At 54.8% G+C, this 24,260-nt stretch carries 30 protein-coding genes and 1 pseudogene; 20 read left to right on the forward strand and 11 right to left on the reverse strand.

The features are described from left to right. Window positions 1-247 precede the first annotated feature (247 nt). The 3 genes from HK23_RS04920 to HK23_RS04930 all read right to left on the reverse strand — a co-directional run bounded on the left by HK23_RS04920 (window position 248) and on the right by HK23_RS04930 (window position 2,218). Window positions 248-1,150, reverse strand: coding sequence for a BstA C-terminal domain-containing protein (locus HK23_RS04920; protein WP_086653147.1), 903 nt, complete (start codon window positions 1,148-1,150; stop codon window positions 248-250). A gap of 171 nt (window positions 1,151-1,321) precedes the next feature. After that, a complete protein-coding gene (locus HK23_RS04925; RefSeq protein ID WP_086653112.1) occupies window positions 1,322-1,681 on the reverse strand; it encodes a hypothetical protein in 360 nt (119 codons plus the stop codon). A 108-nt stretch (window positions 1,682-1,789) separates the two neighbouring features. Continuing rightward, window positions 1,790-2,218 carry an Arc family DNA-binding protein gene (locus tag HK23_RS04930; protein ID WP_086653113.1) on the reverse strand — a complete coding sequence of 143 codons (429 nt, stop codon included), beginning with the start codon at window positions 2,216-2,218 and terminating at the stop codon, window positions 1,790-1,792. A 287-nt stretch (window positions 2,219-2,505) separates the two neighbouring features. Here HK23_RS04930 and HK23_RS04940 point away from each other — a divergent pair, with 287 nt between their 5' ends. Beyond that, window positions 2,506-3,309 carry a KilA-N domain-containing protein gene (locus HK23_RS04940; RefSeq protein WP_086653115.1) on the forward strand — a complete coding sequence of 268 codons (804 nt, stop codon included), beginning with the start codon at window positions 2,506-2,508 and terminating at the stop codon, window positions 3,307-3,309. 44 nt (window positions 3,310-3,353) lie between these two features. After that, window positions 3,354-3,536, forward strand: a complete 183-nt coding sequence (locus tag HK23_RS04945) for a hypothetical protein (RefSeq protein WP_086653116.1) — start codon at window positions 3,354-3,356, stop codon at window positions 3,534-3,536. Between the two features lie 36 nt (window positions 3,537-3,572). Here the strand turns inward: HK23_RS04945 and HK23_RS04950 are convergent, their stop codons facing one another. The 3 genes from HK23_RS04950 to HK23_RS04960 form a co-directional block, all read right to left on the reverse strand. Beyond that, entirely contained in the window at window positions 3,573-3,920 is a 348-nt protein-coding gene (locus HK23_RS04950) for a hypothetical protein (RefSeq protein ID WP_143217486.1), read from the reverse strand. A gap of 813 nt (window positions 3,921-4,733) precedes the next feature. Further along, window positions 4,734-5,993 (reverse strand): Y-family DNA polymerase, encoded by a 1,260-nt coding sequence (locus tag HK23_RS04955; RefSeq protein WP_086653118.1) that lies wholly within the window; start codon window positions 5,991-5,993, stop codon window positions 4,734-4,736. Next, window positions 5,990-6,370, reverse strand: a complete 381-nt coding sequence (locus HK23_RS04960; protein ID WP_086653119.1) for a LexA family protein — start codon at window positions 6,368-6,370, stop codon at window positions 5,990-5,992. The genes HK23_RS04955 and HK23_RS04960 overlap by 4 nt, the downstream gene beginning before the upstream one ends. A gap of 203 nt (window positions 6,371-6,573) precedes the next feature. Between HK23_RS04960 and HK23_RS04965 the strand changes: the two genes are divergently transcribed. The 17 genes from HK23_RS04965 to HK23_RS05045 all read left to right on the forward strand — a co-directional run bounded on the left by HK23_RS04965 (window position 6,574) and on the right by HK23_RS05045 (window position 19,567). Continuing rightward, the gene (locus tag HK23_RS04965; protein WP_256940079.1) at window positions 6,574-6,864 is read left to right on the forward strand and encodes a hypothetical protein; all 291 of its coding nucleotides are present in this window, start codon (window positions 6,574-6,576) and stop codon (window positions 6,862-6,864) included. 98 nt (window positions 6,865-6,962) lie between these two features. Next, the gene (locus HK23_RS04970; RefSeq protein WP_179193802.1) at window positions 6,963-7,886 is read left to right on the forward strand and encodes a hypothetical protein; all 924 of its coding nucleotides are present in this window, start codon (window positions 6,963-6,965) and stop codon (window positions 7,884-7,886) included. Then, window positions 7,886-8,095, forward strand: coding sequence for a hypothetical protein (locus HK23_RS04975; RefSeq protein ID WP_086653122.1), 210 nt, complete (start codon window positions 7,886-7,888; stop codon window positions 8,093-8,095). Before HK23_RS04970 ends, HK23_RS04975 begins: the two co-directional genes overlap by 1 nt. After that, window positions 8,092-9,285 carry a hypothetical protein gene (locus HK23_RS04980; protein ID WP_086653123.1) on the forward strand — a complete coding sequence of 398 codons (1,194 nt, stop codon included), beginning with the start codon at window positions 8,092-8,094 and terminating at the stop codon, window positions 9,283-9,285. Before HK23_RS04975 ends, HK23_RS04980 begins: the two co-directional genes overlap by 4 nt. Beyond that, the gene (locus HK23_RS04985) at window positions 9,278-9,946 is read left to right on the forward strand and encodes a phage baseplate assembly protein V (RefSeq protein WP_086653124.1); all 669 of its coding nucleotides are present in this window, start codon (window positions 9,278-9,280) and stop codon (window positions 9,944-9,946) included. The genes HK23_RS04980 and HK23_RS04985 overlap by 8 nt, the downstream gene beginning before the upstream one ends. Further along, window positions 9,943-10,302 carry a phage tail protein gene (locus HK23_RS04990; protein ID WP_086653125.1) on the forward strand — a complete coding sequence of 120 codons (360 nt, stop codon included), beginning with the start codon at window positions 9,943-9,945 and terminating at the stop codon, window positions 10,300-10,302. The genes HK23_RS04985 and HK23_RS04990 overlap by 4 nt, the downstream gene beginning before the upstream one ends. A 10-nt stretch (window positions 10,303-10,312) precedes the next feature. After that, window positions 10,313-11,458, forward strand: coding sequence for a baseplate J/gp47 family protein (locus tag HK23_RS04995; protein ID WP_086653126.1), 1,146 nt, complete (start codon window positions 10,313-10,315; stop codon window positions 11,456-11,458). Window positions 11,459-11,640: 182 nt separating this feature from the next. Further along, entirely contained in the window at window positions 11,641-12,069 is a 429-nt protein-coding gene (locus tag HK23_RS05000; RefSeq protein WP_143217487.1) for a hypothetical protein, read from the forward strand. Beyond that, entirely contained in the window at window positions 12,069-13,331 is a 1,263-nt protein-coding gene (locus tag HK23_RS14225) for a hypothetical protein (RefSeq protein ID WP_143217488.1), read from the forward strand. The genes HK23_RS05000 and HK23_RS14225 overlap by 1 nt, the downstream gene beginning before the upstream one ends. A gap of 252 nt (window positions 13,332-13,583) precedes the next feature. After that, window positions 13,584-16,226 carry a hypothetical protein gene (locus tag HK23_RS05010; RefSeq protein WP_086653129.1) on the forward strand — a complete coding sequence of 881 codons (2,643 nt, stop codon included), beginning with the start codon at window positions 13,584-13,586 and terminating at the stop codon, window positions 16,224-16,226. Window positions 16,227-16,228: 2 nt separating this feature from the next. Beyond that, window positions 16,229-16,960, forward strand: a complete 732-nt coding sequence (locus HK23_RS05015) for a hypothetical protein (RefSeq protein ID WP_086653130.1) — start codon at window positions 16,229-16,231, stop codon at window positions 16,958-16,960. An 18-nt stretch (window positions 16,961-16,978) separates the two neighbouring features. Next, window positions 16,979-17,455: a hypothetical protein gene (locus HK23_RS05020; RefSeq protein WP_086653131.1), complete on the forward strand. Its 477-nt coding sequence runs from the start codon at window positions 16,979-16,981 to the stop codon at window positions 17,453-17,455. Next, window positions 17,436-17,864 carry a cell wall hydrolase gene (locus tag HK23_RS05025; RefSeq protein WP_086653132.1) on the forward strand — a complete coding sequence of 143 codons (429 nt, stop codon included), beginning with the start codon at window positions 17,436-17,438 and terminating at the stop codon, window positions 17,862-17,864. The genes HK23_RS05020 and HK23_RS05025 overlap by 20 nt, the downstream gene beginning before the upstream one ends. After that, window positions 17,861-18,169: a hypothetical protein gene (locus HK23_RS05030; RefSeq protein ID WP_086653133.1), complete on the forward strand. Its 309-nt coding sequence runs from the start codon at window positions 17,861-17,863 to the stop codon at window positions 18,167-18,169. The genes HK23_RS05025 and HK23_RS05030 overlap by 4 nt, the downstream gene beginning before the upstream one ends. A gap of 12 nt (window positions 18,170-18,181) precedes the next feature. Further along, window positions 18,182-18,499, forward strand: a complete 318-nt coding sequence (locus tag HK23_RS05035; protein ID WP_086653134.1) for a hypothetical protein — start codon at window positions 18,182-18,184, stop codon at window positions 18,497-18,499. Window positions 18,500-18,502: 3 nt separating this feature from the next. Continuing rightward, window positions 18,503-19,051, forward strand: a complete 549-nt coding sequence (locus tag HK23_RS05040; RefSeq protein WP_086653135.1) for a twin-arginine translocation signal domain-containing protein — start codon at window positions 18,503-18,505, stop codon at window positions 19,049-19,051. 93 nt (window positions 19,052-19,144) lie between these two features. Next, window positions 19,145-19,567 (forward strand): hypothetical protein, encoded by a 423-nt coding sequence (locus HK23_RS05045; protein WP_086653136.1) that lies wholly within the window; start codon window positions 19,145-19,147, stop codon window positions 19,565-19,567. A gap of 33 nt (window positions 19,568-19,600) precedes the next feature. Here the strand turns inward: HK23_RS05045 and HK23_RS05050 are convergent, their stop codons facing one another. From HK23_RS05050 to HK23_RS05075, 5 genes are all read right to left on the reverse strand, one after another. Further along, a complete protein-coding gene (locus HK23_RS05050) occupies window positions 19,601-20,101 on the reverse strand; it encodes an ImmA/IrrE family metallo-endopeptidase (RefSeq protein WP_086653137.1) in 501 nt (166 codons plus the stop codon). Window positions 20,102-20,103: 2 nt separating this feature from the next. Further along, the gene (locus HK23_RS05055) at window positions 20,104-20,502 is read right to left on the reverse strand and encodes a hypothetical protein (protein ID WP_086653138.1); all 399 of its coding nucleotides are present in this window, start codon (window positions 20,500-20,502) and stop codon (window positions 20,104-20,106) included. A gap of 1,439 nt (window positions 20,503-21,941) precedes the next feature. Beyond that, a complete protein-coding gene (locus tag HK23_RS05065) occupies window positions 21,942-22,565 on the reverse strand; it encodes a hypothetical protein (protein WP_025829086.1) in 624 nt (207 codons plus the stop codon). Window positions 22,566-22,697: 132 nt separating this feature from the next. Further along, window positions 22,698-22,871 (reverse strand): hypothetical protein, encoded by a 174-nt coding sequence (locus HK23_RS05070; protein ID WP_243444492.1) that lies wholly within the window; start codon window positions 22,869-22,871, stop codon window positions 22,698-22,700. Window positions 22,872-23,104: 233 nt separating this feature from the next. After that, the gene (locus tag HK23_RS05075) at window positions 23,105-23,485 is read right to left on the reverse strand and encodes a hypothetical protein (protein WP_063908733.1); all 381 of its coding nucleotides are present in this window, start codon (window positions 23,483-23,485) and stop codon (window positions 23,105-23,107) included. On the opposite strand from HK23_RS05075, the pseudogene HK23_RS14630 reads away from it, so the two are divergent. Beyond that, a pseudogene (locus HK23_RS14630) lies at window positions 23,480-24,260 on the forward strand (transposase); the annotation flags it as partial. The gene HK23_RS05075 and the pseudogene HK23_RS14630 overlap by 6 nt on opposite strands.

The raw sequence follows: 24,260 nt of genomic DNA on the forward strand, positions 1-24,260 counted from the left end.
TCCGCCGCTTATTACAATCCGGAAGATGATAGCCGTATCTTTTGGCGAGAGGCAGCTTACCAGCTGGCATGAGCGTAAATAATCTCATCGTAATCGCCCTTAATAGTGATCTCAAGAATGCAGCTACCTACCTTCCTATGTATTTCAGTGCTTATATATCCTTTCGTACACAGCCCATTGAGATGCTTAAAGAGCGCAGATAGAGATCTGTCTGCGTTCCGACCATCGCAACTGAATGTTAATGCAATCACTTTATAAGCTTTTGTTCATAAATCCCTGCAATTTGTAATGCTTCTCCTTTTCCTCCAGGAAGAATATTCGCTTTGCTTAATATATATTTTGGAAATTTCGTCATTAGGTAATTGCCTTTAAACCAGCGGCGGAACTCACCAAGTGCTGCATCTGGGTAGGCATTAGCTGGCTGAGGATTGCTAGCTGATTGTGGGAAAGAAGGCGGATAGTTATGTGAAAATCCGACTCGCTCACCATATGTTGCAGCGAGATTGCATTTTCTCCAGTAATCCCCCCATGCTCTTCCTACGCTAATGTCGGGGATCGTCTTGTGATTTACTGTGAGGTTAGCATTAATTAGATCCACTATAAGGCCGGTTGTCTCATTAAAAACAATGAAATATCCAGGGGGAGGCGCGTCATTTAAAAGAGACACACGTTCATGGTAGTATTTCCATTTATCTCCCGGCGTGTAGCCAAGGGATTGGTAAATAAATTTTTGAAGGCCAAATGTTGAAAACTTTCTGTAGTTTTCTAATGCTAAGGCTGATTTATTTCGCGCCTCAAAGGCATAATATTCAAGGATAGCCATGCACACTATATCAGGATAAGCATTATACTTAATGCCTGAATTTGAAATTTCAATATATAATTTGCTCTCCTTATAGCCGGCCGAAAAAAGATAATTTCGAATGAAATCACTTCTCGTTTTTGTTCCAATAGGATCTTGAAATTGCTGCTCCCATTCTTGAGACAAATCGAAAATAATGCTTCTGGCCACACCTGCCAGCGCGGCGAGGCCAGTTTGCGTTAAATATGGGATGCCATTTTCTAGCACCCCCATCTCTATCCCATTGACATTTTTTTCAACTTCAACGGTTAAGTCTAAGCTGTATTGGGGGGGCGCCGGTAAAGTCATGGGAAACACCTATAACTATATGAAAAAAAACAATTTTACCCTGCCGGCAAAGCTCGGCGGGAGGTGATCTAAAGCAGTATTTTTTAAAATGTAAGCGAAGGTGTATTGGTGAGTAAGATGAACAAATCATGAATCGTCTGTCATGTACGCATGGCAGAATGGCGAGAAAATTCAGGCCCGCCCCGCCACCGCATATTTCATGTAGATCTCAGCATACAGCGCGCCGAACTCTTTCTCATCAAAGGGGTAGGTGAGCTCAAATCCGGGGAACTGGAGTGAGCGGAAGAAAACGCTTTTCCCGGTTATGGCTGCCCTAAGATGAGGCTCCCGCTCGAATTCTGTGGCCGCCAGCTCAAGCAGTTCTTTCGGGTCGAAAGGAGCAATGGCGCAGTAGATCGCCGCGCATACCACTCCGGTGACCTGGTCTTTTTCATTCTTCTCAAGCGCCACCACCGCCCCGTTGGTATGCTTGAATGTTTGCATGGCCAGAAAGGCCTCATCCACACCCGTGCGGGGGTAGGTGGTGATCATCTCGCCATTTCGTCCTGACCATACCGCTTGGCTCAGGAGGACCATTTGCACTGCCATTTGAGACTCCTCTTTTGGAGAATGGTAGCGGCAGTGGGTGGGGTTGGGGAGTCAGTCTTTCTCTCGTCGGATTCGTGCTAAGACGTAATCTGGGATCCGCTTAAGGTCATTTGCCGAAAGGTCACTTCTTGCCCGATGAGCCAATAACTCAAAATGTTTCCTGGCTTTTGCCGCCTCATGCCTTGATAGCGCCACGTCAAGGTCGCTTGCTCCTACATCTTTGAGGGTGCTATTAAGTAATTCTTCAGAATATTCTAACGCATCACATGCTAACGTAAGGTTTACTATTGCGTGCTCTACGCTTGAACTCTCAGAATATAGAGAGACAATTTCTGGGATAGACGAGGGATCAAAGGATTCTTCCAGCCTTTGAACAATTTCCGAGTTCAGGCTCCTGCCGTTTTTTGCGGCAGCCTCCTCTATGCGTTCTTTTAAGTGCGCGGGCGCTCTAAAGCGCATCATCGGGTCATCACGTGCCATAATCACACCGTGTGCTATTTTTCTTCTTGCATCAATAGCACACGGTGTGCCATCGTTTGTTCGTTCACAGCGAGAAGGAGCAAACGTGAGCCGATTATACTCCCAAATGCGCTTTAGGCCTCCGCCCAAACTTTATGAAAAAATCATAAATTCAGCGGCGCATGAGCGGCGCTCAATAAATGCTCAAATCGTAAAGATTTTGGAAGACCATTTCGAAAACACAGAAAAGGCATCAGGGCACGTCGCCAAACAATCCCCCGATGCCTCAGCCGAAAAGGAAAACGGCCATGACGCCGCATAACACAGAACTGACCATTCTTTCCACCACTATCCATCGTGATGCCGAAGGGCGGTATTGCCTGAATGATTGCCATAAGGCTGCTGGTGCAGCAAAAAAGGACGGGCCGTCCTACTGGCTTGCTACAACTGATGCCCAGAAGCTGGCTTCACGCCTTGATTCTGAAACTACCGGAAAGTCGGTAGTTACCAATGAGGGTCGGAATGGCGGTACTTATGTCGCTAAAGAGTTAGTCTACGCCTATGCTATGTGGATCAATGTTGACTTCCACCTCACTGTCATTCGGGCGTTTGACGCGCTGGTGACTGGTCAGATCCCCAATGCAGCACCCAAACCAAAACGCATCCGTAAACCATCCTTCGCCGTGACCTTCGACCGCTGCATGAAGGTTGTCGCTCATCTTCCGAACGTAGACGAAAACCAGAAGGTGTTGATGGCAGCGCGCGGCACTCAGAACCTGTGCGGCATCAATCCTCTTGAGGTGATGGGCTACACGGCGCTCCCCGCGCAGACGCAGGACAATTACATGACGCCAACGCAGCTCGGGAGCGAAGTCGGGATGACAGGCCGGCGCGTCAACCAGATCCTCTGGAAAGAAGCGCGCCTTCAGCTGCCCACACCGGGTTCGTCTTCCGGAAGCGACTGGGGCATGACCGAGCGCGGCCTCGCTTACGGGAGAATGTTCGACACTACCCGGAAAGGCGGCAGGGGGTCTCAGCAGCAACTTAAATGGAAGCCATCGGCCATTGAGTTCCTGCGCCCTTTCGCCAAAACGCCAGCGCAAACAGCCTGACACAGGCCAGCCACCCCTTCGGGGGTGGCAACGCTGGCGGGAGAATGAACTGCTACACTCTCGCGTCAAACCTCGGCCTGACATTGCGCGTCGTAGCGGACATGGAGGAGGGGAAGCTTCCGTCGCCAATGGCGCGGGAATACCTTCAGGCAGGTGCGCGGGCCATCATGCAGATGTGGCGGGATCTGGAAGAGCAGGAGCGGGCTGGGTGTAAGGCTTTGGCCTGACAAAAGGAGGGCGGTCGTGAGACCGCCTTTTTCTGATTATTCAACAGGAGAAAATTCGGCCGTATACTCTTTGCCAAAATATTTTCCTTTAATTGTAAGAGTGTCTTCATTAAAGGACCATATGCTTTTATTGTCATGGAATGATTTAGTATGGAATGCGGAAGGACACTTGCCGGACTCCTCTTCTCCAATATCATCAATATCAAACTCAAATACTAAATTAGTATCATATATATTTGTTTTTACACGTATATTTGATATATCTTCGCATTTTCCAAATCCTCTAATGATAACATTCGCAGAAAATTTTTGATCCGAATAGGTATCGTTGCTCTTCAGATACTCTTGTGCATTCGAAACATTGTCTATTTCTAGATCAGTCATAACTTGTCCTTTCTGCATTTTTGGTTCCTCTAAGAATTGTTGCATTAACGACGCTTGTTCGGGGATATCATGGGTTTCAGCACAATGTGCTTCTAGTTCAAAATTTTAACCCTCAGGAAAAAATATGGATGGAAACAAGATAATTTGCGTCGAATGGGAAGACAGCACTCAGCCCTCTTCATCGTGGGGATGGGTGGATGAATTACCCTCTCCCAAACCAGTGCTTTGTCAGTCTGTTGGCTTTCTGCTGAAGGAAACTGAAAACTGCCTGACAATAGCCTTAAGCATTGGGGACGTCACGAGTGAACGCCCCCAAGCCAATGGCGTAATGCAGATACCGCGATCAGCGGTAGTCAGCCTTACTTCTTTGAGCCCTTGTGAGCAGGTTCATGCCGCATAACAGAGGCCGCAAGCTGCTTTGCCTGAGAAGGCGTGGCCCGGCCTGTATTCAGGACCTTGCCGGCAGTTGTTTTCACGCTGGGTGAAGTGCTGGGTTTAACGGGCCCGCGCCCGGAAGATTTAACCATCGTTAGCAATCCGTTTAAAAATTAAATTAAAGGAACCGCCTTGACCGATGCTTATTTAGCGATGCAGTAAAGCACCGCTAGGTTTAGAGTAGCATTTCCACAGGCGGCTCGTACGCTCGTGGAATCGAAAGGAGTGGGATTGCCGTCCCGCTCCTTTCTCGTTTCAAGGTCCTCATTAACTGTACCTTACGAGCATGTGAAGAGCTGTACATGATAATTTTCCGACCGCGCGTAGGAAAATAAAGGCATTTTGAGATCTTGACCTTTTAATGGCAGATCACCATGGCTACCAAGCTCGCGCCTCCATTACCTCCCCAAACCCAGTCGTAAACCTCGGCGAAAGCATCCCCTGCCGGGGCCTCCAAGCCCGTTCAACGCCTGTGCTGAGCGGCTTGATCGCCTCCCGGCCAAAGCGCCGGTTGATCGCGTCCATTGCGTCCATCAGGGCCGGGGATTGCTCTTCCGGTTGGTCAAAGAGTGACGATTGCTGGCCTGCCGGCGCGAGGTCATTCAACAGAACACCGCCCTTGGCGTAGCGGAATCCGTCTCGCCAGATAGCCCGCAGCAGCCGCGTTGATGTGCCGATCAGCGTCAGCGCGTTATTAGTCGGCGCGCAGGTAATGGCGGCTTGATTAGCATACCATCCGTCCTGCCGTCTGTGCGGATTGGTCTGGATGAAGACGGAGACGTGCCCGGCGTCCATCTTCTCGGCCCGCAGCTTCTCAGCCGCTCGGGCCGCAAACCCCGCGATAGCCTCGCGCATATCACTATAAGACGTGATCGGCTGACCGAATGACCGCGTGCAGGCCAGTCCTTTGCGCTGCTCGGCAATCTCGGAGAGCTTGAGGCAGGATTCCCCGCGCAGTTCGGCCTGCAATCGCACGCCGGTGATCGCCATAATCTTGCGGATCTGGGCCGGGTCCGCCTCAACGAACTGCGCAATGGTGCGGATACCTGCGCCCTGCAAGCGCGGAACCAGTCGGCGGCCAATGCCCCAGACCTCGCTGACAGGCAAATTACGATAGAACCGCATCCGCACCAGCTCGTCGGTCAGGTCGCACAGCCCCTCCATTTCCGGCCGATCCTTGGCGATGTAGTTGGCCAGCTTAGCGATGGCCTTTGTCGGCCCCCAGCCTACACACGTCGGAATTTTGGTGATCTGCTCTACGCGCGCCCGGATCATCTCGCACCGATCCGCCAGATCCCCCGGCAACCCAGTCAGATCCAGAAACATCTCGTCAATAGAGTAGGGCTCAACGCGGGGCACATGCTCCAGTAGCACCTGATAGACCCGGCGGCTCATATCGGCATACAGCGGGTAATTGCTGGAATACCACTGCACGCCAGACAGCTTTCGCTCGTTGCGGATCAGGTGCCAGGCATCGCCCATCTTGATGCCCAACCCCTTAGCCTCAGCGGTGCGGGCGATTGCGCAGCCGTCATTGTTGGACAGCACGACCACGGGCAGGCGCTTCAGCCTCGGCTCAAAGGCGCGCTGGCACGAGCAGTAGAACGAATTGCAGTCGATCAGCCCGTAAACCGTCATGGCTTTTCGCGCACCACGCCCGTGACCGTTGCCCAGATATCTACGTCTTGCGCCGGGTCTACGCGGATGGGTTCGCGGCTGTCATCACCGGAAACCAGCCACCAATGCCCGCGCCGGGCCTGCAATTCTGCAAGCAGAACCTGCCCGGCAGCGCAGGCGATCACCAGTTGCCCGGAAGCCTGCTGGCCAGACGTGTCCGCTATCAGCACATCGCCGTCCAGAATGCCTCGTGCGGAAAAAGTCGCGCCTCGCACACGCACCGGGTAACGGCTGGGTCTGCGCAAATCCAGCACGTCTGACAGGTCAATCGGCCCCTCAATCGCATCCGCTGCGGGGCTGGCGAATCCTGTTGTCCGGTCTCCTGCGTATGCGCTCATGCTCCTGCCTCCATAATGAGAACATAAAGAGAACAGTACGGGAGGCGCAGTCAAGGTTTTCTTGATGGGTCGTTATGAGCCAAAACTGGTTGATATACGAAGCTGACAAGCGCACGATCTATCGTATGCGGAATACTCTTTTGATCTTGTCTTTGTGCGCGTTGGCGTCCTGCACGCATCCCGGTACTCCATACAGTCGTGACATGCTGGAAACTGACGCGCAATGCATGCGTCGCGTGTTGACGGCCCCTAATATGAAAGGGCCAATTGATTTTGATATGGCCGCGAGTGTTTGCGTCCGCACAGAAAACCTTGCCACGCATTCAGTGTATGATGCCAGGAACCTTCCCCTTGATCTGCGCGCAGACCCTGAATTGCAAACGATGGCAGAGAACCCGAATATTAATATTTCCCGCCGGGCTTTCGTGCCACGTGATTCCAAAACACCTCTTCAAAAATGGCCTGTGTTTTCTAATCAGGGCGTAGTCCAGTAATGATCTATCTGTTGACAGGACGCGACATAAAATTCTAACGTTGCCAAAATTCACTACATGCGTCGGCCATCCTTCGGGGTGGCTTTTTTGTTGGTGCTATGGCCAGTCTGCTCAGTATTGAAACCGCTATCGGGTCAATAGGGCGCTATAGCACGACTGCGCCTGTCGCCTTGGGTTCTGTCACATTTTACGGGATGGAAGTTCCTGATGTCCTGACCAACGGCGGCCAGCAGCGCATTGTGGCACAATGGCTGCCCGGTGGCGCGAAAGTCATTGATCGCCTCGGGAATGATCCCGACCGTTTCTCGTGGTCTGCAAAATTTACTGGCCCTAACGCGCTATCTCGCGCGCAGGCTGTGGCGCAAATGCGCGATGCAGGCATCCCTGTATTATTTTCTGCTCCCGGCGTGAGCGAAAAGGTCGTCATTGCTGAGTATGCGTTTGATTACTCCCGCAAGGGAGCAATTATCGCTTATCGGATACAGTTAGAGCGGCAACCAGCGGCGATACAGAATAATGCGGCGGGAACGTCTGCGTTGTCAGCGTTAATCGGTAACGATGCAGCTAGCGCCGTAGGGACTGTAACGAGCACCTTGGCGACAGGCGCGCAGGCGCTCTCTAATATTGCTGCACAGGGTCAATCTGTGATTGGTCAAATCGCCCCGCTCGCCAATATTGTGGGGGCAGGGGGAGCGCTAGCGTCAGTTAGCGACAAACTCACGATGGTTCAGGGGCTTTCAGGGGCAGGAGTAAATCTTGCGTCTACGCCAGAGAATTTCGCATCGATCGCGACGGGTCTGCAAAGCGCTGGAAGCAGCTTGATGACAACTATTAGCCAAACAGCATCAAACATTGGCGGTATATCCGTCAGCAATGGAGCAAGTCTTGCTGCGGTGGCGGCTAATGCGGGTGCTCAGAGCGGAGCAATTGATGCCGGCGCGCTCGTAAATCGAAGCTATGCGAACACTTTAACTGCTGCCGACAAAACTGGAAGTTGGCAACTTGTGACATCAGCAACCTGATGGCAGCTACGGTGAAAGTCAGCGCAGCCGATGGAACGCTTTACCATATTGCCTGCCGTGAGCTGGGGGATGCCACCCAGTGGTGGCGGATCGCTCAGCTCAATGGATTAAGTGATCCTGATCTTTCAGGATTTTCTCAGCCAATAACACTTGTCTTGCCGTCTTTGGATCAAACACAAACTGCTGGCATTCCTGATTATACAGCATGACCGCCGCTACGAATATCACAACAGTGGTTGGCTCAGGCTCGCCTAACTGGTGTCGCGCACCGCGCTGCCGCCTGCTGATAAATGGGGCAGTAAGAGCGGAAACGCCACTCCAGCAATTTTCATTGACGCGCACTCGATACTCTCGAGCAGATACGCTTTCTTTTTCATGCGTTGTCGATAGAGCATCTCTGCTGCAGGCGAGAGAAGGCAGTGGAGCTGGGTGGTTTGACCAGCCAAATCCTTCTGGCGCAGCGGTCGGCCCGGAGATAGATGTTACACTGCAAATGCAAGATGCGGCATTGTCGGGTGCGCAGTGGACAACGATGTTTCAGGGGATCGTTGATGCTGTCACATATCAGCCAGCACAAGCCGCGTTGAATGTTGAGTGCAGGGATTACCTCTCCAAGTTAATTGATATGCGCGTTCTTGGCTCATGGATGAACATGACCGGGCCAGAGATCGTTGAGGCTATGGCGGTTAAGGCTGGCTTGTCAGCTGATGTTTCTATTACAGGCGGCATGCAGGGGCAGTTTCGTCAGACGGAACACAAGAGACACTCCGGCGTCAGCAATAACAGATTCCGTACAGCCTTTGACCTGGCCCGCTATATTGCCAATAGCTCTCAGGCCGATCTGTATGTAGACGGTAAGACACTGACCTGTAAGCCGATGCTTTCTCCGTCTTCAGATGGAGCGGTAGTCCATGCGCTGCAGTATGTTGATGTTGGGGTCAATACTCCGATCCGGTCGAGCGTGTCAGACCTCAGTTTGCGGCGTGATTACCAGATTGCAAAAGGCGTTATGGTGCATGTCCTGTCGTGGGATAGCCGTCAGCGCACGAAGGTAGAGTGGTATTTTGGTCCCGATGGCGGGTCTGCCCGTAAGGCCTCAGAAGCCGGGAATTTGCACAGCTTCCAATTCCCCGGTCTCCGCATGGACGAAGTGCAGGCAAAAGCAGAACAGCTGTACCATGAGATTGTTGCGCATGAGCGGATCATTTCATACGAGGCGCCGGCCATGATTAATCTGGCGCCACGACATTTCATGCGGTTGACCGGGACTAATTCGACATGGGACGGAACCCACGCAGTTGACTCTGTAGTGACCACCTATAGCGGCGCGGGGTTTCGTCAATCAGCCACGCTCAGGAATAGAGATGTAACGCAAGACGAGGCGCAGGAATATGACTGACGTACGGTCTATAGCGTCATCCGCGATCGGAATGATCGGAGCGGTGCATCATGGCCTGATCTCCGCCGTTGACCCCACAACGCACGATGTGAAAGTTACACTCCAGCCGGGTGGAAACGAAACAGGCTGGTTGCCATTTGCCGCCATGCAAGTGGGTGATTTGCGTATTGCCTGCCCTCCCAATGTTGGGACGCAGGTCCACCTGATGCCTGTGGATGGCGATCCAGAACATTCCGTAGTGGCCTGCCCTGTGTTTTGTGTGGTGATGCCGCCGCCGATATCACCCGCCACGGGGAAGCCGGCCCAACCTGGGGAATACTTGCTGATGGCAGGCTGCGGCGCGCCGCCCACGGATGCGACGAGCCGAGACATGGGGCAAGTGGCGGATATCGCGTCGTGGATGCATGTCACGCGGGATACGCTTTACTCCGGGGTAGGGAAGGGCGCGACCGCCACCATCTCGGACGGCCAGCATATCTGGAAAGCGGGCGGCGTTACAGCAATGTTGTCGAAAGCCGGCTTTTCAGTTTCTGGAGGCGATATTTCTACAGACAAAAATGTTCAGGCTGCAGGGGATGTTCAAACAAACGCACATAGCCTGAACGGGCATGAGCATACCAACGGGAATAACGGGAACAATACCGGGGGGCCGGTTGGATGAGTTGTCTGTCTCATGAATGGGGCGGCGATCTTGAGCTTGATGCTTCTGGGGGCCTGAAGATTGCCAGCAATCACGATGGCGTACGCCAGAGATTACTTCGGCGTCTTATGACACCCCAGAACGGCTATATCTGGCAGCCTGACTATGGCGCGGGCCTCCCTAAAAGGGTCGGGGCGGTCACAACCCAAGAAGAACTCTATGCGATCGTGCGATCTCAGTGCGCGCTTGAAACCGGCATCGATCAGACGCAGCCCGTTACCGTGACGCTGAATGACAACGGTAACGGCGGATACTCCTGCCTGATTGCTTACACAGACGCTCAAACCAACAGCGTGCGGGCCTTGGCGCTGGCCTGACGGGAAACACATGTCTCTACCTCTGAGAACGTATAGTGCGCTGGTCGCCCAAGCGGTGGCCGCGACACAAGGCGCATGCTCGTCGCTGATAGATATGGCAGTTGGAACGCCGCTGCGGGCCATCATGGAGGCGATGGCGGGGGTAGGCATCTGGCTGCAATATATAGCTCTACTGATCCTTTGCCGGTCGCGCCTTGCCACTTCAGATGGTGCGGACGCTGATAGCTGGGTTGCTGATTTTGGCATGGTGCGTATGCCGGGCACGGCGTCAACAGGATCTGTCACGCTGACCTCTTTCCAGCCGGATCAGCAATCAGCTTCGGTTCAAGTAGGTGCTATTGTGCGGACTGTTGCGGGCGTGAATTTCGCGGTGCTCGAAGATAGTGCCAATTCGGCGTGGTCAGCAGAAACGCAGTCCTACATCAGGCCTGCAGGGATCGGCTCAATTTCCGTTCCGGTGGAGTGCCAGGCAACCGGCAGCTCTGGGAATGTGAATGCAGGGGCGATTTGCCTACTTGGCACCAGCATCGCGGGGATTGATACCGTCACCAATGAGGCGGCGTTTGTGAACGGATCTGACGGAGAGACTGACGCGCAGCTCCGTGCGCGCTTCCCGGAATGGCTGGCAGCAAAAGCGACTGCGAGCAGTGCTGCCATTGAGAACGCTATTGTCGGCGTCCAAACCAATCTAACGTGGCAGATCCTGAATTGCCAAGCTACGGACGGCTCCTTCCGGCCTGGATATTTCACCGTGGTTGTCGATGACGGCACCGGCGCGCCATCAAATTCGCTGGTGGCGTCCATATATGCCGCAATCGATGCGGTCCGGGCTGGTGGTGTTGGTTTTGCAGTGATTGGTCCCATTGAGGTTCTGGCCACAGTCAGCATGACAGTTACGGTTCCAGCCGGGACAGAAACGGCTCTGGTCCAGACAAACATACAAAATGCCATTACCGCCGATATTGACCAGCAGAAGGTGGGGGCTGGGTATGCCTACAGTCGCCTGCCGGTGGTGGCCTACAATAATGCTGGGGTCGATATTGTTTCTATCACCAGCGTCCTGCTGAACGGGGCGCAGGCAGACCTTACTGCCGAAAGTAAGCAGGTTATCCGTGCCGGGACCGTCACAGTAAATGTGCTGGAGGCTGCAAGCTGATGGCCGCAGGAGATCAGGCGGATTTCGCTCGGCGGATAAGGCAGCTTTTGCCGTTTGGTTGGTTCCCCGCACCTCCCACTCAGACGCAGGAAGAAAAAGCGCCGGTTTTGAATGGCGTTTTGCAGGGAGCTGGGAATGTCCTCGGTTGGGCGTTTGACCTTTTTACTCAAGTCAACACCCAGATGCGTTTGTCGACTGCAACCGGCGATATACTTAGCATAATCGCTTACGATTACTTTGGCGATAGCCTGCCACGGGCATCGAGCGAGACGGACGATGCCTACAGAACGCGCATTCAGCAATCTCTAGTTGCAGCCAAGAATACGAGAGAGGCAATCGCGCAGGCGCTCCAGACTATAACGGGAGAGGTGCCGACCATTGTGGAGCCAACCCGGGCCGCAGACTGCAAAGGGCTGGCCACCTCAACGTCTCCTGCTGTGGGCGGTGGCTACGGATACGGGGTACCGGGGTTTTGCTACGGCACCCTGAATGGGGGCCAGTTTTTCGTAAGCACCAAGAGAGGCAGGGCGCCATCTACTGCGGCGATTTATGCCGCGATCAATAACGTGCGGGCCGAAGGTGTGACGGCATGGGTGAAGGTTGAAAACTGATGGATAGACTTATCACGTATGGTGGTCAGATCCCGCTTGATACTGATATTCTTCGAGTTGGGCGATATGCCAAAATTGGCATGGGAAATTTAGCCATGCAGCTCTACGGCGCAGAGTCCGCCGCGTGGGGGTTCGGCATTACGCGCTCAACATCAGATATGACTTTAACCATTGCGCCAGGATTTGTGTTATCTGTTGCGCCAGTAGATGCGGCGGCTATAGGCGGCAATGGTGGTGGCCTGCCCGCGGACACGGGAACAACAGAAAACCAATATTACTCCACAAACAATACGATAATTACAATCCCAGCGACAGGAGTGGTTTATACGGTTTATGCTCACTGTTATGAGCAGGATGCTGGCAACACAGTTTTACCATTTTATAACGCCAACAATCCAAGTCAGACACAAGCTGGACCAAATAACTTAGGCAATCCTCTTCCTACTGTTAGGAGCGGGGTTGTTGATCTGATTGTATCTATTGAGGAACCATCAGTAGATATCGGGTTCACTATTCCACTCTTCACTGCTTCGGTTCCCTCTGGAGCCACCAATACAAGCTCATCTGTTGTTACATATTACGACCTATTTTATCCGACGATTCCAGAGCTTGCGCGCGGGCGCTTACTGAATGTGCAGCGCTTTGTTTCATCAGGGACTTACACGCCCACCGCGGGCACAAAGACGATCATAGTAGAGGTTCAGGGGGGCGGGGCATCAGGATATGGATGCACTGGCCAAGCCGCAACAGGAACCTGTTCCGTTGGTTCTGGAGGAAATGCGGGGACGTATTTGAAAGGAATGATTTCCAACCCGAACGAATGCCTTGTGACAATCGCCGCACAAACAGAAAATGGCACTAATGGTTCAGGCCTTGAGGGGAATACGACAGCGTTTGGGGCGTATGTAAACTGTCCTGGAGGCGGGGCACCCACTGGGGCAAATCAAATTTCAGCCCCATGGGTAACCGGAGCACACTCGTGGAAAAGTCCAATATTTTCTGACGAGGTTTCTGTTTTAGAAATACTCGGTGATTCTGTGGGTGGTGAGGGGGTGGCAATTTCAACTGGCGTCGGATGGGGTGCAAGTGGTGCAAGTTCTAAGTTTGGCGCGGGGGGCGGTAATTCTGCACAAGGTATCCAAGGGTCAGATGGAGGGGGGTATGGCGCTGGCGGTGGCGGAACTTTTTCCCCAGCGGGTGGTGCAGCTTTGAATGGCGGCAAGGGATCCTCTGGCCTCGTAATCGTTTATGAATATTCCTGAGGCTACGATGACAGCTGAGGTAATGACATATGCAGTATATCGCACGGCAGCATCTGGAGAAGATGTGCCTGGTGTTGTCGTTAACCGTATAATTTGGAATGGGACCACAAGTTACAATCCCGGAGAGGGGTTAGCTTTGGTTGCAGATCTAAGCGGAGCTTACCCCATAGGCAGCGTTTATAAGCAGACATAACGCTGTAATCATTCCCAATTTTTAGCCGCCTCGAGCGGCTTTTTTTTATGCGAGGGCTTATGGCTGACGCGGATCAATACACGCCTATTCCTCTCCGGCAGTTAGCCCCGCTGGTTGCCGCACTTATCGTTAAGGAATCACTGTCTGGCCTTGATGTTTCGGGCGCCAATGTCGGAGATATGTCCATTGTTGACTATACCAAGGCAGTTAATGAGGCCACATCACAAGCATTGGATGCCGCAGACAGAGCATACCAAACCTCAGAATCGTCCTCTCAGTCTGCTGATGCCGCCGCCAATGCTGCGGATAGTGCTGTGGCGACTATTTCTGGCGCGGCAGCTACTCTCGCCCAAAACACAGCGTTAGCCAGCCTTGTTGCCAATAACCCGGCGCAGTTTACCAACCGGGGCGGCTGGGACGCCGCCAAAAATAGCCCGGCGCTGGCCAGCGGGGTGGGTGCAGAGGGGGATCTGTATATTGTCACCGTAGCCGGGGCTGCCACGCTGGACGGTGTTGCAGACTGGTCCCTCCTTGACGGCGCATGGTACCATAACGGCGCATGGCAACGTCTGGCCAACGCAGGCTACCCAACCATAGCTCAGGTGTTTCAGGGCCTGCAGGGTGTTATTGCCGATGGCGTGACGCTCAACAGCCAGACGGGGCACGCTCTGACGCTGCGCGATGTGGTTGGCTACGTGCTTACCGCCATTGATGGTGCGGGCAATATTAGCACGGCGGGGAAGCAACTCCTGCTTGGCTCTACGCTGCTGGATTGCAATGCAAAAGGAAACTTCCTGTTCCGGCAACGCGATAACATGGGCAACGTCGCGTGGGGCGTACGTGAGGATGGGTCGCCGGCATTCCCTCAGGGGGCAGCGCGCGCCGACCTCGGCCCGATCTCGGTAACGACAAATTCCGGGGGAGCTGGCGTACTCATAAAAGACAAAAACGGCTTTATTGTCCTGGATACGTCCGGGACATATGGCACAAGCGCCGTTGATTTTAGCGCTGAGGAGATTGCAGAGCGCGACCGGATGCAGCTGGCTCGATCTGCCGCAGTAATGGCCGGACCCGGTGACCTCCTGCGGGCGCGCCCTGTATGGGGGATCTCTGTTTCCTTGGCGACTGGCCAGTCAGAAATGATGGGCTACGTATCCCTGCCGGCGCTCTCAATCACACAGCCACATGACAACATCACTTTTGGACAAGATCCCCGCGGGCAGGTGTTCGGGGACAGTAAGGACGCATGGACACCTCGAGGCGGCGACCCGTCACCCATGCCTCTGGTTGCGGTCAATGTGAGCCAGACTGATTTCAGCACGTTAAAGTTCCCGTCTGCGCTGGTTTATAAACCATCAACGGTGGATGTAACTGTTCCTGCGGTCACGTCAGGAAATCCTAAGATAACGCTGAGCACTAATGATACATCTATCGATTTTACAACAGGTTTTTCCGTAGGGCAGGTTATCCAGTGCGCGGGCTTTACCGGGGCCGCAGCAAAAAATAACGAAACGGGCGGCCTTTGGTATAGCAATTATGTCACGCTCACTAGCGTTGCTGCGCAGACCATAACAGGGACCTGCGACGGTGTTTGGTGGGGGTGGACTCCTGTCGCAGTAACGGGTGCAACAGGGGTTTCAATTGCCCCCCTGCGGATCACTCGGGATTTTGGCGAGCAGCAGTCTATCGCAGCGCTTAACTTTTTCCGAGGTTTGCAGCTGGATCAGCGCCAGATGGTATCTGACAGCACGCGCCGGCTGGCTCTTTTGTCAACCTGCGTGTCAGGGATGCCACTGTATAACCTGAGCAAAGGGGAGGATAACAACGTCTATCTCCGGAACCTTCAGAGCGCGACTATTGCCAAACAGCAAGCAGATAAATTAGGCGTCAGCTCAGGAATTTTCCTGATCGAGTTTTGTCAGGGCGGCTCGGAAACGACGACTAATTACGACACGTATGGCGCGCTGCTGTCTGCGTATTTTTCTGACATCAAAGACGATTTGATGCCCATATTTGGTCAGGATGTTGATCCGTTTATTGAGATTGTCCCCATTAGCGGCATGAATATGCCGTCCATCGGTTACAATGATATCGCTCGAGCACAGGTTGATTATGTCAAAAAAACTCCGGGCGCATATATCGCGACAGTAGGCTACCCGGCCATTGACTATGGTTTTCACTACTCAAGCAATGGCGAGCGTTACGTTGCTGCAATGCGCGCCAAGGTGCGGCACAGGATTATAAATCAGGGTATGGCATGGCGGCCTCTGATCATGGAAAAAGCCACGCTCCGAGGGAAAACCATTCTGCTCGACTGCCATGTTCCTTATTCACCCATGCAGGTTTTACCGTGCTGGCGAGGGCAGTCTACAGTCACTTTTGATGACCTCGGATTTGGCGTTTATGACGGCGCTACAGGCGCTACTCTGCCGATTGCCTCAGCGGAAATCGTTGGGGAAACCCAGATCGAAATTACGCTTGGGAGTGCGCCATCTGCCCCCGTGTGGGTCACATATGGGGATTCCAGTCATCAGGGTAGCGGGAATGTTTTTGATAGCGATCCCGCAGTATCCCGCGATGTGTACCAGTGGTGGGAAGGAAACGGCGCTCCATATTCAGAGAATATTTCGGATCTCCTGAACAAGCCGTACTCCCTGCAAAACCCCATGATTAATTATGCACTTAAAAGTGTGGAGGGCTAACCATGACTTTGGCCATTACTGTTAATAATGCAGACTATTCCGGAAATTCTATCGGCTGGGAGGCTCCCTCTACGCAGCAGCCCAACGCAGCTATTTTCGTGACGGGGGGTGCTATCAAAAACCTGGCAGCTGGCGGCAGTGCGCCCACGTCAGATGTGGGTACGCCTGTACTGACGGCGGGTGTCTCAGGACAGTCTCTGCCGTTTGCATCTCTCAATAATACCGCAGGCATTAACACCGGGGTAGCCCAGACGCCTGCGTTTACCGTTATCAGTCTGCTCTGGGTGCCGACAACAGATGTTGGATTGTGCTCATTACTCAGCAACCACGTATCTGGAGCAAGCACATTTTTTGCCGCCGGCTCACGTGGGGGGCCGGTCATGAACTGTTTTGCATGGGCGGCATCTGGGCAAAGCAACACGATCAATCCCGGCCTGACTCTGGGATCGTGGCAGATCCATGGCTGGCAGGTTGATATGTCTGGGACGGTCCTCAAAAACCGTTATTTCAACAAGACGCTCTCCATTGATAGTTCCAACAATACAACGGCTATTACTGCGCAGACGGTCAACGGCAATGTGTTCAAACTAGGGACCGACCCGACCAATCCTCTGACGGCTACACATAAAATGTCGTCTTGCCTGATCTGGGACAGCGTTTTGTCCGAAAGTGACATTACGGCAGTTACAAACTGGCTACGCCAATACGCATTGTCTTTCGGCACAGCGGTCTAATACAAACCGGAAAAACTGATGACAGAAACACAGAGCGGCGGAAACGTCGCGACTGATGGTGATCTGCGCCCAATCGTAGACGGCCACACGCAGGAAATCATAAAACTGCATGGCCGCCTTGACGGTGTTGAGGGCGAGGTACGGTCATTTAAATCCGGTCAGGAGGCCATGATGGAGCGCCTGATTTCGGTCGAGGCGCAGGGGCAGGAGCGGGAACGAAACCGCGCTCAGGACAGAGTGCAGGATCGGTCCGCCCTTACTAGTCTCGCGCAGCAGATTGCCAAGCTGACCGGGGCGCAGGAGGAACGCAATCGACAGTCTCAAGAGCGGACGCAAACGCTCAAGAGGCTGTCGATCTGGATTGGCATTATGACCGGTGTGCTGGGCATGCTCGGGGCTACCCTGTTTTCCTCCCAAACATTTGACGCGGCCTTCTGGGGACATTTCCGGACACCGCACGTAGAGGCGCAGATCAATGCAACTCCCAATCACTGACCCCGTGCAGGCGGCAGCCCGTACGGCATGGGGCGAGGCGCGGGGCGAGGGAGCACGGGGCATGCAGGCGGTCCTGAATGTCATCGGTAACAGGGCAACACATCCGGGCTGGTGGGGGCATGACGTGGCCGGGGTGTGTCAGGCCTACGCGCAGTTCTCGTGCTGGGGCGCCGCCGACCCCAACCGCTCCAAACTGCTGACCGTCACTGATGCGGATCCGCAGTTTCGGGAGGCGCTGGTTCTGGCCGGCTGTCTTGTCGCGGACCACCTGCCTGACCTCACCGCCGGATCGGACCACTATTACGACCATCGCGGGCCGGTGCCGTCATGGGCCAAGGGCCGTGCTTACCGGTGCGTGATCGGCCACCACACATTTTACAGGCTTGGCCTGCGCGGAGACGGAAAATGACTGATCCCAAAAAGACCGTCGCGGTCAACGCGGCCAAGATAGGGGGCATCACTGCGGTGGTGCCCCTTTTGTTTTCTGCCATCCCTGAGCCGTGGAGCACGGTGGTCGCCAGCGTGATCATTGTCTGCGGTGGCATTGCCGCGGCGGTGCCCGCGCCCCCGGTCGGGAGCAAATGGACGCTCCCTTACAAACTGGTCTCGCTTATTGGGATCAACTTCGGCTGGGCCGCCAACCACCTCGGAGCGCGGGTCAATGCCTCTCAGGGTGCCATTGCCCCCGCCAACACATCCACACCCAAAAATTGACTGGAACCCATCATGACGACTGATGTCATCGCGACCAATTCCGCCGCTATCACGCCTCTGGTCACCGCTGGGGAGGGGCTGGTGACAACCATCACCGGCAAGCCCCTGACCGATAATGCGACCAAGATCACCCGGGGCATTATGTCCGTTCTGGACGGCCTGCTGCCCGCCGTGGCGGAGCGAGTCTCCTTTGACCTGGACGGCGTACTGGCCGGAGCGACCGATGCGCTGACCGGAATCAACAAAGCTGTGGTGGCGGCCAAGTCCCCCGCGCCGAGCGCGCTGCCCATAGCGACCACTGAGACCGAAACCTCTCAGGCCGGAGTATAAGACATGAGCCAGTCCCGCCGTAATTTCCTCCGCACCACCGGCCTCGTTGCCGCCGCCGGTGCGCTCACCGCCTGCACGGTCACGACCAGTGGCAAGACGACGACGCTCACGCTCAACACAGCCAAGGTCAAGGCGTATGGGCAAGCTGGCATCAACGCGGTCACGACGATTCTCAGTATCACGGCGGTTGCCACGGCTATGGGCGCTCCGGCTGTGGCCGCAATTGAGGCCGCCGGGGGCACGCTGTCTGTCTCGCTCTCTGCGTTCGCCAGCGAGACCAACGGCAGCCTGACAGTCAGCTACGACAACACGGATGCAAAATCCCGGATTGATACGCTGCTGGTGGATCTGAACAGTGCGGCCGTCGCACTCCGGGCCGGACTGGTTGCGGCTCAGCAGACTGTGACGAACAGCGTGATCAGCACGGCCATCACCACCTTTAACGCGCTGCTGACCGTGATTGATGCGTTTGAAGGGCTACTCGGCATCAGCCTGACCAGCGTTACGACCACGCAGGAGGCCACGGCGCTCTCTACTCTGGCGGTTAAATGAGCGGATTTGAGTGCGGTCTGATCCTCGGGAGCCTCAGCACATTGGTGCTGGGGTCTGGGCTCGCGGCCCTGATGGCGTGGGGGAGGCGGCGCGATGATCCGTTTGGGTAAGATCATATTCCCGACGCCAGGAAAATGGTCCGGGCTGCTGGCCACCATCCTGCTCTCCGCCTGCTCCAGCCTGCCAACCCGTGCCAAACATGACCTGATCGGTATGTCTCGCCCGGATTTGATCGCCTGCGCGGGCGTTCCGGACAACCGGGAGCCGCTGCCAGACGGCGAGGTGCTGGAGTGGCGGCAGGACCAGCAGGTGCAGGGGCCACTGACGATCAAGACTCCATTGTCTCTGGAGCTGGATATTGGCGGCCACGGGACGTGCCATATGGTTGCGCGGATACAGGCTGGGCGTGTGGCTCAGGTGGAATACACCGGGCCGAGTGCTACGCTGGCCGGGCCGTATGCGGCTTGTCGGTCATTGGTGCTGGCGTGTGAGAAAAGGGTGCGAGTGACGCAATAACTGAGTGTTGCTGGCTATCGCGCCTCATCCATCTTACGCGTTGTAACCGAGTTGCTTCAATCTAATGCGAACGGCGGCTTCAGATGCTTGGAAAATATCCGAAAGCTGAAACACTGAACAAACCCCCATTTTCCACAGCTTTTTAACCAGTGGGGCAGGCATCAGCAGTTCTGCGGCCAGTCTGTTCGCTTGTGTTTCAACATAGCTGGGCAAGCCACTTCTATACATACCGTCATCCACAACGGCTGCCTGGTCGATCAGATCTCTGTGCAGAAGGTAGTGAGCTATCTCGTGAGCTAACGTAAATTTTTTCCGCTTGGCATTATCGCGACCGTTAATCTGAACGGCATACCGACCATTCGAATTACGCCTGATGATACCTGATACATCTGGATCTTCCATTTCCGCATCCATATCTACGGAAATTCCTAGCGCACGGGCCATTGCAAGCAGGTCTACCGGTGCTTTGTCCACATACCGGCCCGCAATATCAAGGGGCGTTACGATAGGACTAGCGTCTACTGTCGAAACCATATCTAACCTCCCCTTTCTTCGCGGTTGTATCCTGAGCTTATATCCTCACCGTCAGTATTTGGAAGTGATATCTTATTAAGAATATCCTGCTTCTGACGCGCTTCGATTGCTTCGAGCGCTACTCTTTCAGCGATCTTTTCCGCCTCAGCTTTAAGGGTAGAGTATCCCCATATAGCAACAATGCCCACCATCAGAGTGAGCCCGGCCATCACAAGTGCCGCTGCGGTTAGAACTAAAGAGGCGACGGTGGGGCCGTCCCATTTCGTCGGGTCTCCCCCGAATGTTACTGCATGCACTGAATAAGCAAAAACAAACACAACGAACATAAGCAAGTTGCAAGCAAACATAATCCACCCGCCGCATTGGCGCGCCTTATCCCATGCTGTGGTTTTCTCTGCCATGACTGCGCAGGTAGTTCATAATTAAAATTCGCGCAACAGGTTACGAATGCGGAAAGTGACGGGCTTCCACCGTCTGCTGCGGGTCATCGGTCGCTGCCTGCCGCATCTGCGCCGTATGCATCCGACGACTACCAGAGAGACCGATGGGCATTTATAGCGACCAGAGCGGTTCGGGTCTGGCACCCGCCAGCTATCAAGGATTGCTTGACGGCTGGAACCTCAGAAACTCGGCAGGGGGAACTCCCACCCCCTCGTAACGACACGCTCGCCTCTCAACCAGTATCCTTGTCAGTCAACCAGTATCGCGCTCTTTCGCTCGTCTTTGCTGCGGGCCGGGCTTGATACCGGCTCCTGATACGAACTCCCCGCCGTTCAATGGGGGCCGTGGCCTGATTTGGTGCGCAGCACCGAACTGTCCCGTATTGCGTGTCCATCCACGCCGCCGCAGCCCTCAAAGCCTAGTACGGTTTGGGGTGGGGTACAAGCAGAAAGTGGCCCGATTCGCATTGTGGGGGATTATGTGGGGGATGCGTCTGGATTCGTGCGCTTTTACTGCATTTCCTGCGCTAGCAAGTATATGTAAAACAATGGCTTAGCGGATTACGGGGGTAGTCACCACGGTTTGCTAAATCGTTATACGGGTTAAACTGTATCGTGGGTTCGAATCCCATCCCCTCCGCCAACATAATCAAAAAACATCAAACAAATCAGTGTGTTGCGAGTGATTTATTTTACGCTCCCATCATCCATCCCACCTTATGGTTTGCGGTTTCCTGTGGCGTCGGGCGGCTTCAAACCGCGTTGGAACGATTTGTGTTGGCAGAACGCCGCGTGTTCTGATAGAACAAAACAAGAATACGCTGAGGAGCCTTTTCGTTTAATACTTCTCCATCCCGACAGAACATAGCATAGCCCCTCGTGACCGAGGGCAAACGTCCTCCCCAAGACAGCCCCAGCTCCGATCCCCCCAGCTCCTCGGCAAGGTGGTTCGACAAGACGGTCGATGGTCGACCGTCATGGCTTGAGGAGTGCATGCGGTGCACGACATACAGACGTCTGGCCTATTGGGGCGCTTTATCACCCGGCTCGAGGCAGCGGAGATCTATCTGCGATGCGACGTTGCGACGGTTGACCGATACGTCGCCAAGGGGCTCCTCCCGAAATACAAGTTCGGCCGGAAAACGCTCTTCCTTCTGGCGGACGTCCTCAAGCTGGTGGTCCGGGCGGATGTCCCTGATATGGAATCAGGTGGACCTTGCGGTTCAACGCGTCGCGGTCGGGCCTGTTCCCAGCCTCTTCCAGTGGCCCTGGAGACACTCATTTTCTATCTGATCGCTGCGGCCTTGCTGATACGATTCATCATGCTCCATCATTGACCCGGAGCCGACGGGCGCTTGTCCTGGTGCACGCCCCCGTTCGCCTTCACTGAGGTCAGGCGCTCACAAGGCTTGAGCCCTGACAAAAGCCTGCCCCAGACGCGCCGTCAGGCTGGCAGGATCGCATACTTCATCGATGTGCAGCACTTCGACCGGAGCCATCCCGACATAGCGGAGCAGGCGTTCCTCGATAGCGTTGCGGAGGCCTTCGGCGTCTTCTGAGATCGAGCGTCCGTCACGGGTGACGGTGCCGACCACTTCGACATACAACGTGGGTTTCCCTCGGACGTAGAGCCCGAAGTCGGCTCGCGCCTGGACAACACTCTCTCTGACAGGCGGCTGAACCATCACGCGCACCGCTTGCGGACAGATGCGCTCGATCCGGCGATAGACGGCGAGCTCGACGATGGATTCAATGCGATAGCCTTTGATCCGGACGTCGCCCTGCCAGGCCGGCAACGTCGGATGGCGTTGGGTCACGGCCTGACGGAAAGCCTTCCACAGAGGCTTGTCGCGGTTGTAGCGGTCGACCAGAGCGCGACCGCCGTCGCAGAACTTGAGCATCTGTTGCGTCGGCGTGACGAGAAGTTCCTTTGACAGAGCGGCATAGCGATCCAGATCCTCGTCGCGGAAAAGAGTGCGGGAGACCCAGTTTGGGAGGGTATTGTTCAGATGGTCGTTGATCATGAGGATAATCCAAAAGGGCGCACGTCTCCCTCAGGTCTATGAGCCCGATGCAAAAACGCGCGGAATGTAAGGGAAGGTGATAAGGTGACGGCAAGCCTGCCACTGGTCTGGCGTGCAGCGCTCAGTCGCGTTTTACGGCATCACGGCCTCACGGCTCAGGAGTGCGTTGGTCAGGTGCCTGAACCTTCGGCGGATGTGACGCGTCAGCACGACGGCCCCTTCGAGGACCGTGCCGTCGACGTCATTGCCAGCCAAACATTCGCTGAGCGCGAAATCCAGAAGGCCGTGTAATGCGGCGATCTGCATGATGTCCGCTTCCATGCGGGACGATAAGACGATGTGTTGAGACATGAAGATTTTCTCGTTCGATATTGGAGGAACGAGGCTCACACCCCCACGACCGATACACGTCAGAAGGTAAAAATCCTCTGGGGAATTACGGGTATGAGACCTCATGAGGAGAAAAGATAAGAACCCTCGAACCACCGCTCAAATCGTCATAAGTAACCATCAAGATAGAATAATAAAAAATACAAATATTAAAAATCTATATCCCATCCTCTAGCTTTTCCTGTGGCGGCTTGCCGTTCGATTTCATTCTGTGATCGCGATACAGCGTCGCGTCCCTGCTGCGCATTCTTGACAGCCCGTCGGTCGGGCACGGGCTCGAGGCCATGATGAACAATGATTTTGAGCGTCTCTTCGGTCGTCGTCTGGGAAGCGCGGGAGAGGTTTCGGGCCAGTCTTTCGATCGCGACATGCCCTACCACCACATGATTGTAGATCCTGGGATCCGGAATATGGACTGAGTCCAGAAGAACCTCCGGAATGATGGCGCCGAGCCGTTGCGGCATGTTGATGCGGAGAGTGGCGGCGCCAGGTGGGGCACAACCGTAATGCCGGATCAGGCTCTCAACCACGTTGACTTCCTGTTCGGGCTTGCAGGGAACACCCGCCTGTATGACCGGATTGCCTCCCTGTCCGCCGAGGTTTGTGACGCAGCCACCGCGACAGGCAAAGCGGCACGCGGCTTTGCCTCCTTTGACTGGATCACAAAGGACAGCTGGGCGCGCCGCAGGTTGGTGGTGGCCAAGGCCGAATGGCGCCACGGCAACCGCTATCATCGTTTTATCGTCACCACTCTGCCGCAGGCAACGTCCGAGGCGCGTCACCTTTACGAACAGATCTACTGCGCCCGTGGGGATATGGAAAACCGCATCCGCTTCCTGCGTGAAGTCACCGAACGCGTGATCGCAACGATTGGCGCGCACAAAACGTCAGTAAGGCTGTCCCCCAATGGCAATACGCAGGGCTGCATCGACAGTCATCCAGGGCAGGTTTTTGTGCCGGCCGCAAAGCTGCTGAATGACCTCGATATCGCTTTCCTTGAACTGCGCGAGCCCGGACCGAACGGCACGTTCGGCAAGACCGACCAGCCCAAGCTGCATGGTCCGATCCGCGAAGTCTTCAGGAAGCCGCTGGTTCTGAATCAGGACTACACACGGGAAGAAGCGATCGAGACAGTCGCTACCGGTGTTGCGGACGCCATTGCGTTTGGTCGGCCTTTCCTCGCCAATCCGGACCTCGTGCGTCGTCTGGAAGACAATCTGCCCCAGAACAAGGACGATATCCGAATGGACAATGGCCCTGAATATGTCAGTCATACGGTGGTTTCATGGGCCGAAAAACAGGGGA

The sequence above is a fragment of the Acetobacter malorum genome (genome assembly GCF_002153605.1).
In the GTDB taxonomy this organism is placed as follows: domain Bacteria; phylum Pseudomonadota; class Alphaproteobacteria; order Acetobacterales; family Acetobacteraceae; genus Acetobacter; species Acetobacter malorum_A.

Excerpts from the sequence above, each read along its gene's own strand:
- HK23_RS04970 (WP_179193802.1), top strand. The coding sequence starts at position 6,963 with ATGGCCAGTCTGCTCAGTATTGAAACCGCTATCGGGTCAATAGGGCGC.
- HK23_RS05030 (WP_086653133.1), top strand. The coding sequence starts at position 17,861 with ATGACTGATCCCAAAAAGACCGTCGCGGTCAACGCGGCCAAGATAGGG.
- HK23_RS05010 (WP_086653129.1), top strand. The coding sequence starts at position 13,584 with ATGGCTGACGCGGATCAATACACGCCTATTCCTCTCCGGCAGTTAGCC.
- HK23_RS05035 (WP_086653134.1), top strand. The coding sequence starts at position 18,182 with ATGACGACTGATGTCATCGCGACCAATTCCGCCGCTATCACGCCTCTG.
- HK23_RS04965 (WP_256940079.1), top strand. The coding sequence starts at position 6,574 with ATGCTGGAAACTGACGCGCAATGCATGCGTCGCGTGTTGACGGCCCCT.
- HK23_RS04930 (WP_086653113.1), bottom strand. The coding sequence starts at position 2,218 with ATGGCACGTGATGACCCGATGATGCGCTTTAGAGCGCCCGCGCACTTA.
- HK23_RS04940 (WP_086653115.1), top strand. The coding sequence starts at position 2,506 with ATGACGCCGCATAACACAGAACTGACCATTCTTTCCACCACTATCCAT.
- HK23_RS05070 (WP_243444492.1), bottom strand. The coding sequence starts at position 22,871 with ATGCAGATCGCCGCATTACACGGCCTTCTGGATTTCGCGCTCAGCGAA.
- HK23_RS05015 (WP_086653130.1), top strand. The coding sequence starts at position 16,229 with ATGACTTTGGCCATTACTGTTAATAATGCAGACTATTCCGGAAATTCT.
- HK23_RS04995 (WP_086653126.1), top strand. The coding sequence starts at position 10,313 with ATGTCTCTACCTCTGAGAACGTATAGTGCGCTGGTCGCCCAAGCGGTG.
- HK23_RS05055 (WP_086653138.1), bottom strand. The coding sequence starts at position 20,502 with ATGGCAGAGAAAACCACAGCATGGGATAAGGCGCGCCAATGCGGCGGG.
- HK23_RS04950 (WP_143217486.1), bottom strand. The coding sequence starts at position 3,920 with ATGACTGATCTAGAAATAGACAATGTTTCGAATGCACAAGAGTATCTG.
- HK23_RS04985 (WP_086653124.1), top strand. The coding sequence starts at position 9,278 with ATGACTGACGTACGGTCTATAGCGTCATCCGCGATCGGAATGATCGGA.
- HK23_RS04975 (WP_086653122.1), top strand. The coding sequence starts at position 7,886 with ATGGCAGCTACGGTGAAAGTCAGCGCAGCCGATGGAACGCTTTACCAT.
- HK23_RS04980 (WP_086653123.1), top strand. The coding sequence starts at position 8,092 with ATGACCGCCGCTACGAATATCACAACAGTGGTTGGCTCAGGCTCGCCT.
- HK23_RS05025 (WP_086653132.1), top strand. The coding sequence starts at position 17,436 with ATGCAACTCCCAATCACTGACCCCGTGCAGGCGGCAGCCCGTACGGCA.
- HK23_RS04920 (WP_086653147.1), bottom strand. The coding sequence starts at position 1,150 with ATGACTTTACCGGCGCCCCCCCAATACAGCTTAGACTTAACCGTTGAA.
- HK23_RS04925 (WP_086653112.1), bottom strand. The coding sequence starts at position 1,681 with ATGATCACCACCTACCCCCGCACGGGTGTGGATGAGGCCTTTCTGGCC.
- HK23_RS04960 (WP_086653119.1), bottom strand. The coding sequence starts at position 6,370 with ATGAGCGCATACGCAGGAGACCGGACAACAGGATTCGCCAGCCCCGCA.
- HK23_RS05050 (WP_086653137.1), bottom strand. The coding sequence starts at position 20,101 with ATGGTTTCGACAGTAGACGCTAGTCCTATCGTAACGCCCCTTGATATT.
- HK23_RS14225 (WP_143217488.1), top strand. The coding sequence starts at position 12,069 with ATGGATAGACTTATCACGTATGGTGGTCAGATCCCGCTTGATACTGAT.
- HK23_RS04990 (WP_086653125.1), top strand. The coding sequence starts at position 9,943 with ATGAGTTGTCTGTCTCATGAATGGGGCGGCGATCTTGAGCTTGATGCT.
- HK23_RS04945 (WP_086653116.1), top strand. The coding sequence starts at position 3,354 with ATGAACTGCTACACTCTCGCGTCAAACCTCGGCCTGACATTGCGCGTC.
- HK23_RS05045 (WP_086653136.1), top strand. The coding sequence starts at position 19,145 with ATGATCCGTTTGGGTAAGATCATATTCCCGACGCCAGGAAAATGGTCC.
- HK23_RS05000 (WP_143217487.1), top strand. The coding sequence starts at position 11,641 with ATGCGTTTGTCGACTGCAACCGGCGATATACTTAGCATAATCGCTTAC.
- HK23_RS05065 (WP_025829086.1), bottom strand. The coding sequence starts at position 22,565 with ATGATCAACGACCATCTGAACAATACCCTCCCAAACTGGGTCTCCCGC.
- HK23_RS04955 (WP_086653118.1), bottom strand. The coding sequence starts at position 5,993 with ATGACGGTTTACGGGCTGATCGACTGCAATTCGTTCTACTGCTCGTGC.
- HK23_RS05020 (WP_086653131.1), top strand. The coding sequence starts at position 16,979 with ATGACAGAAACACAGAGCGGCGGAAACGTCGCGACTGATGGTGATCTG.
- HK23_RS05040 (WP_086653135.1), top strand. The coding sequence starts at position 18,503 with ATGAGCCAGTCCCGCCGTAATTTCCTCCGCACCACCGGCCTCGTTGCC.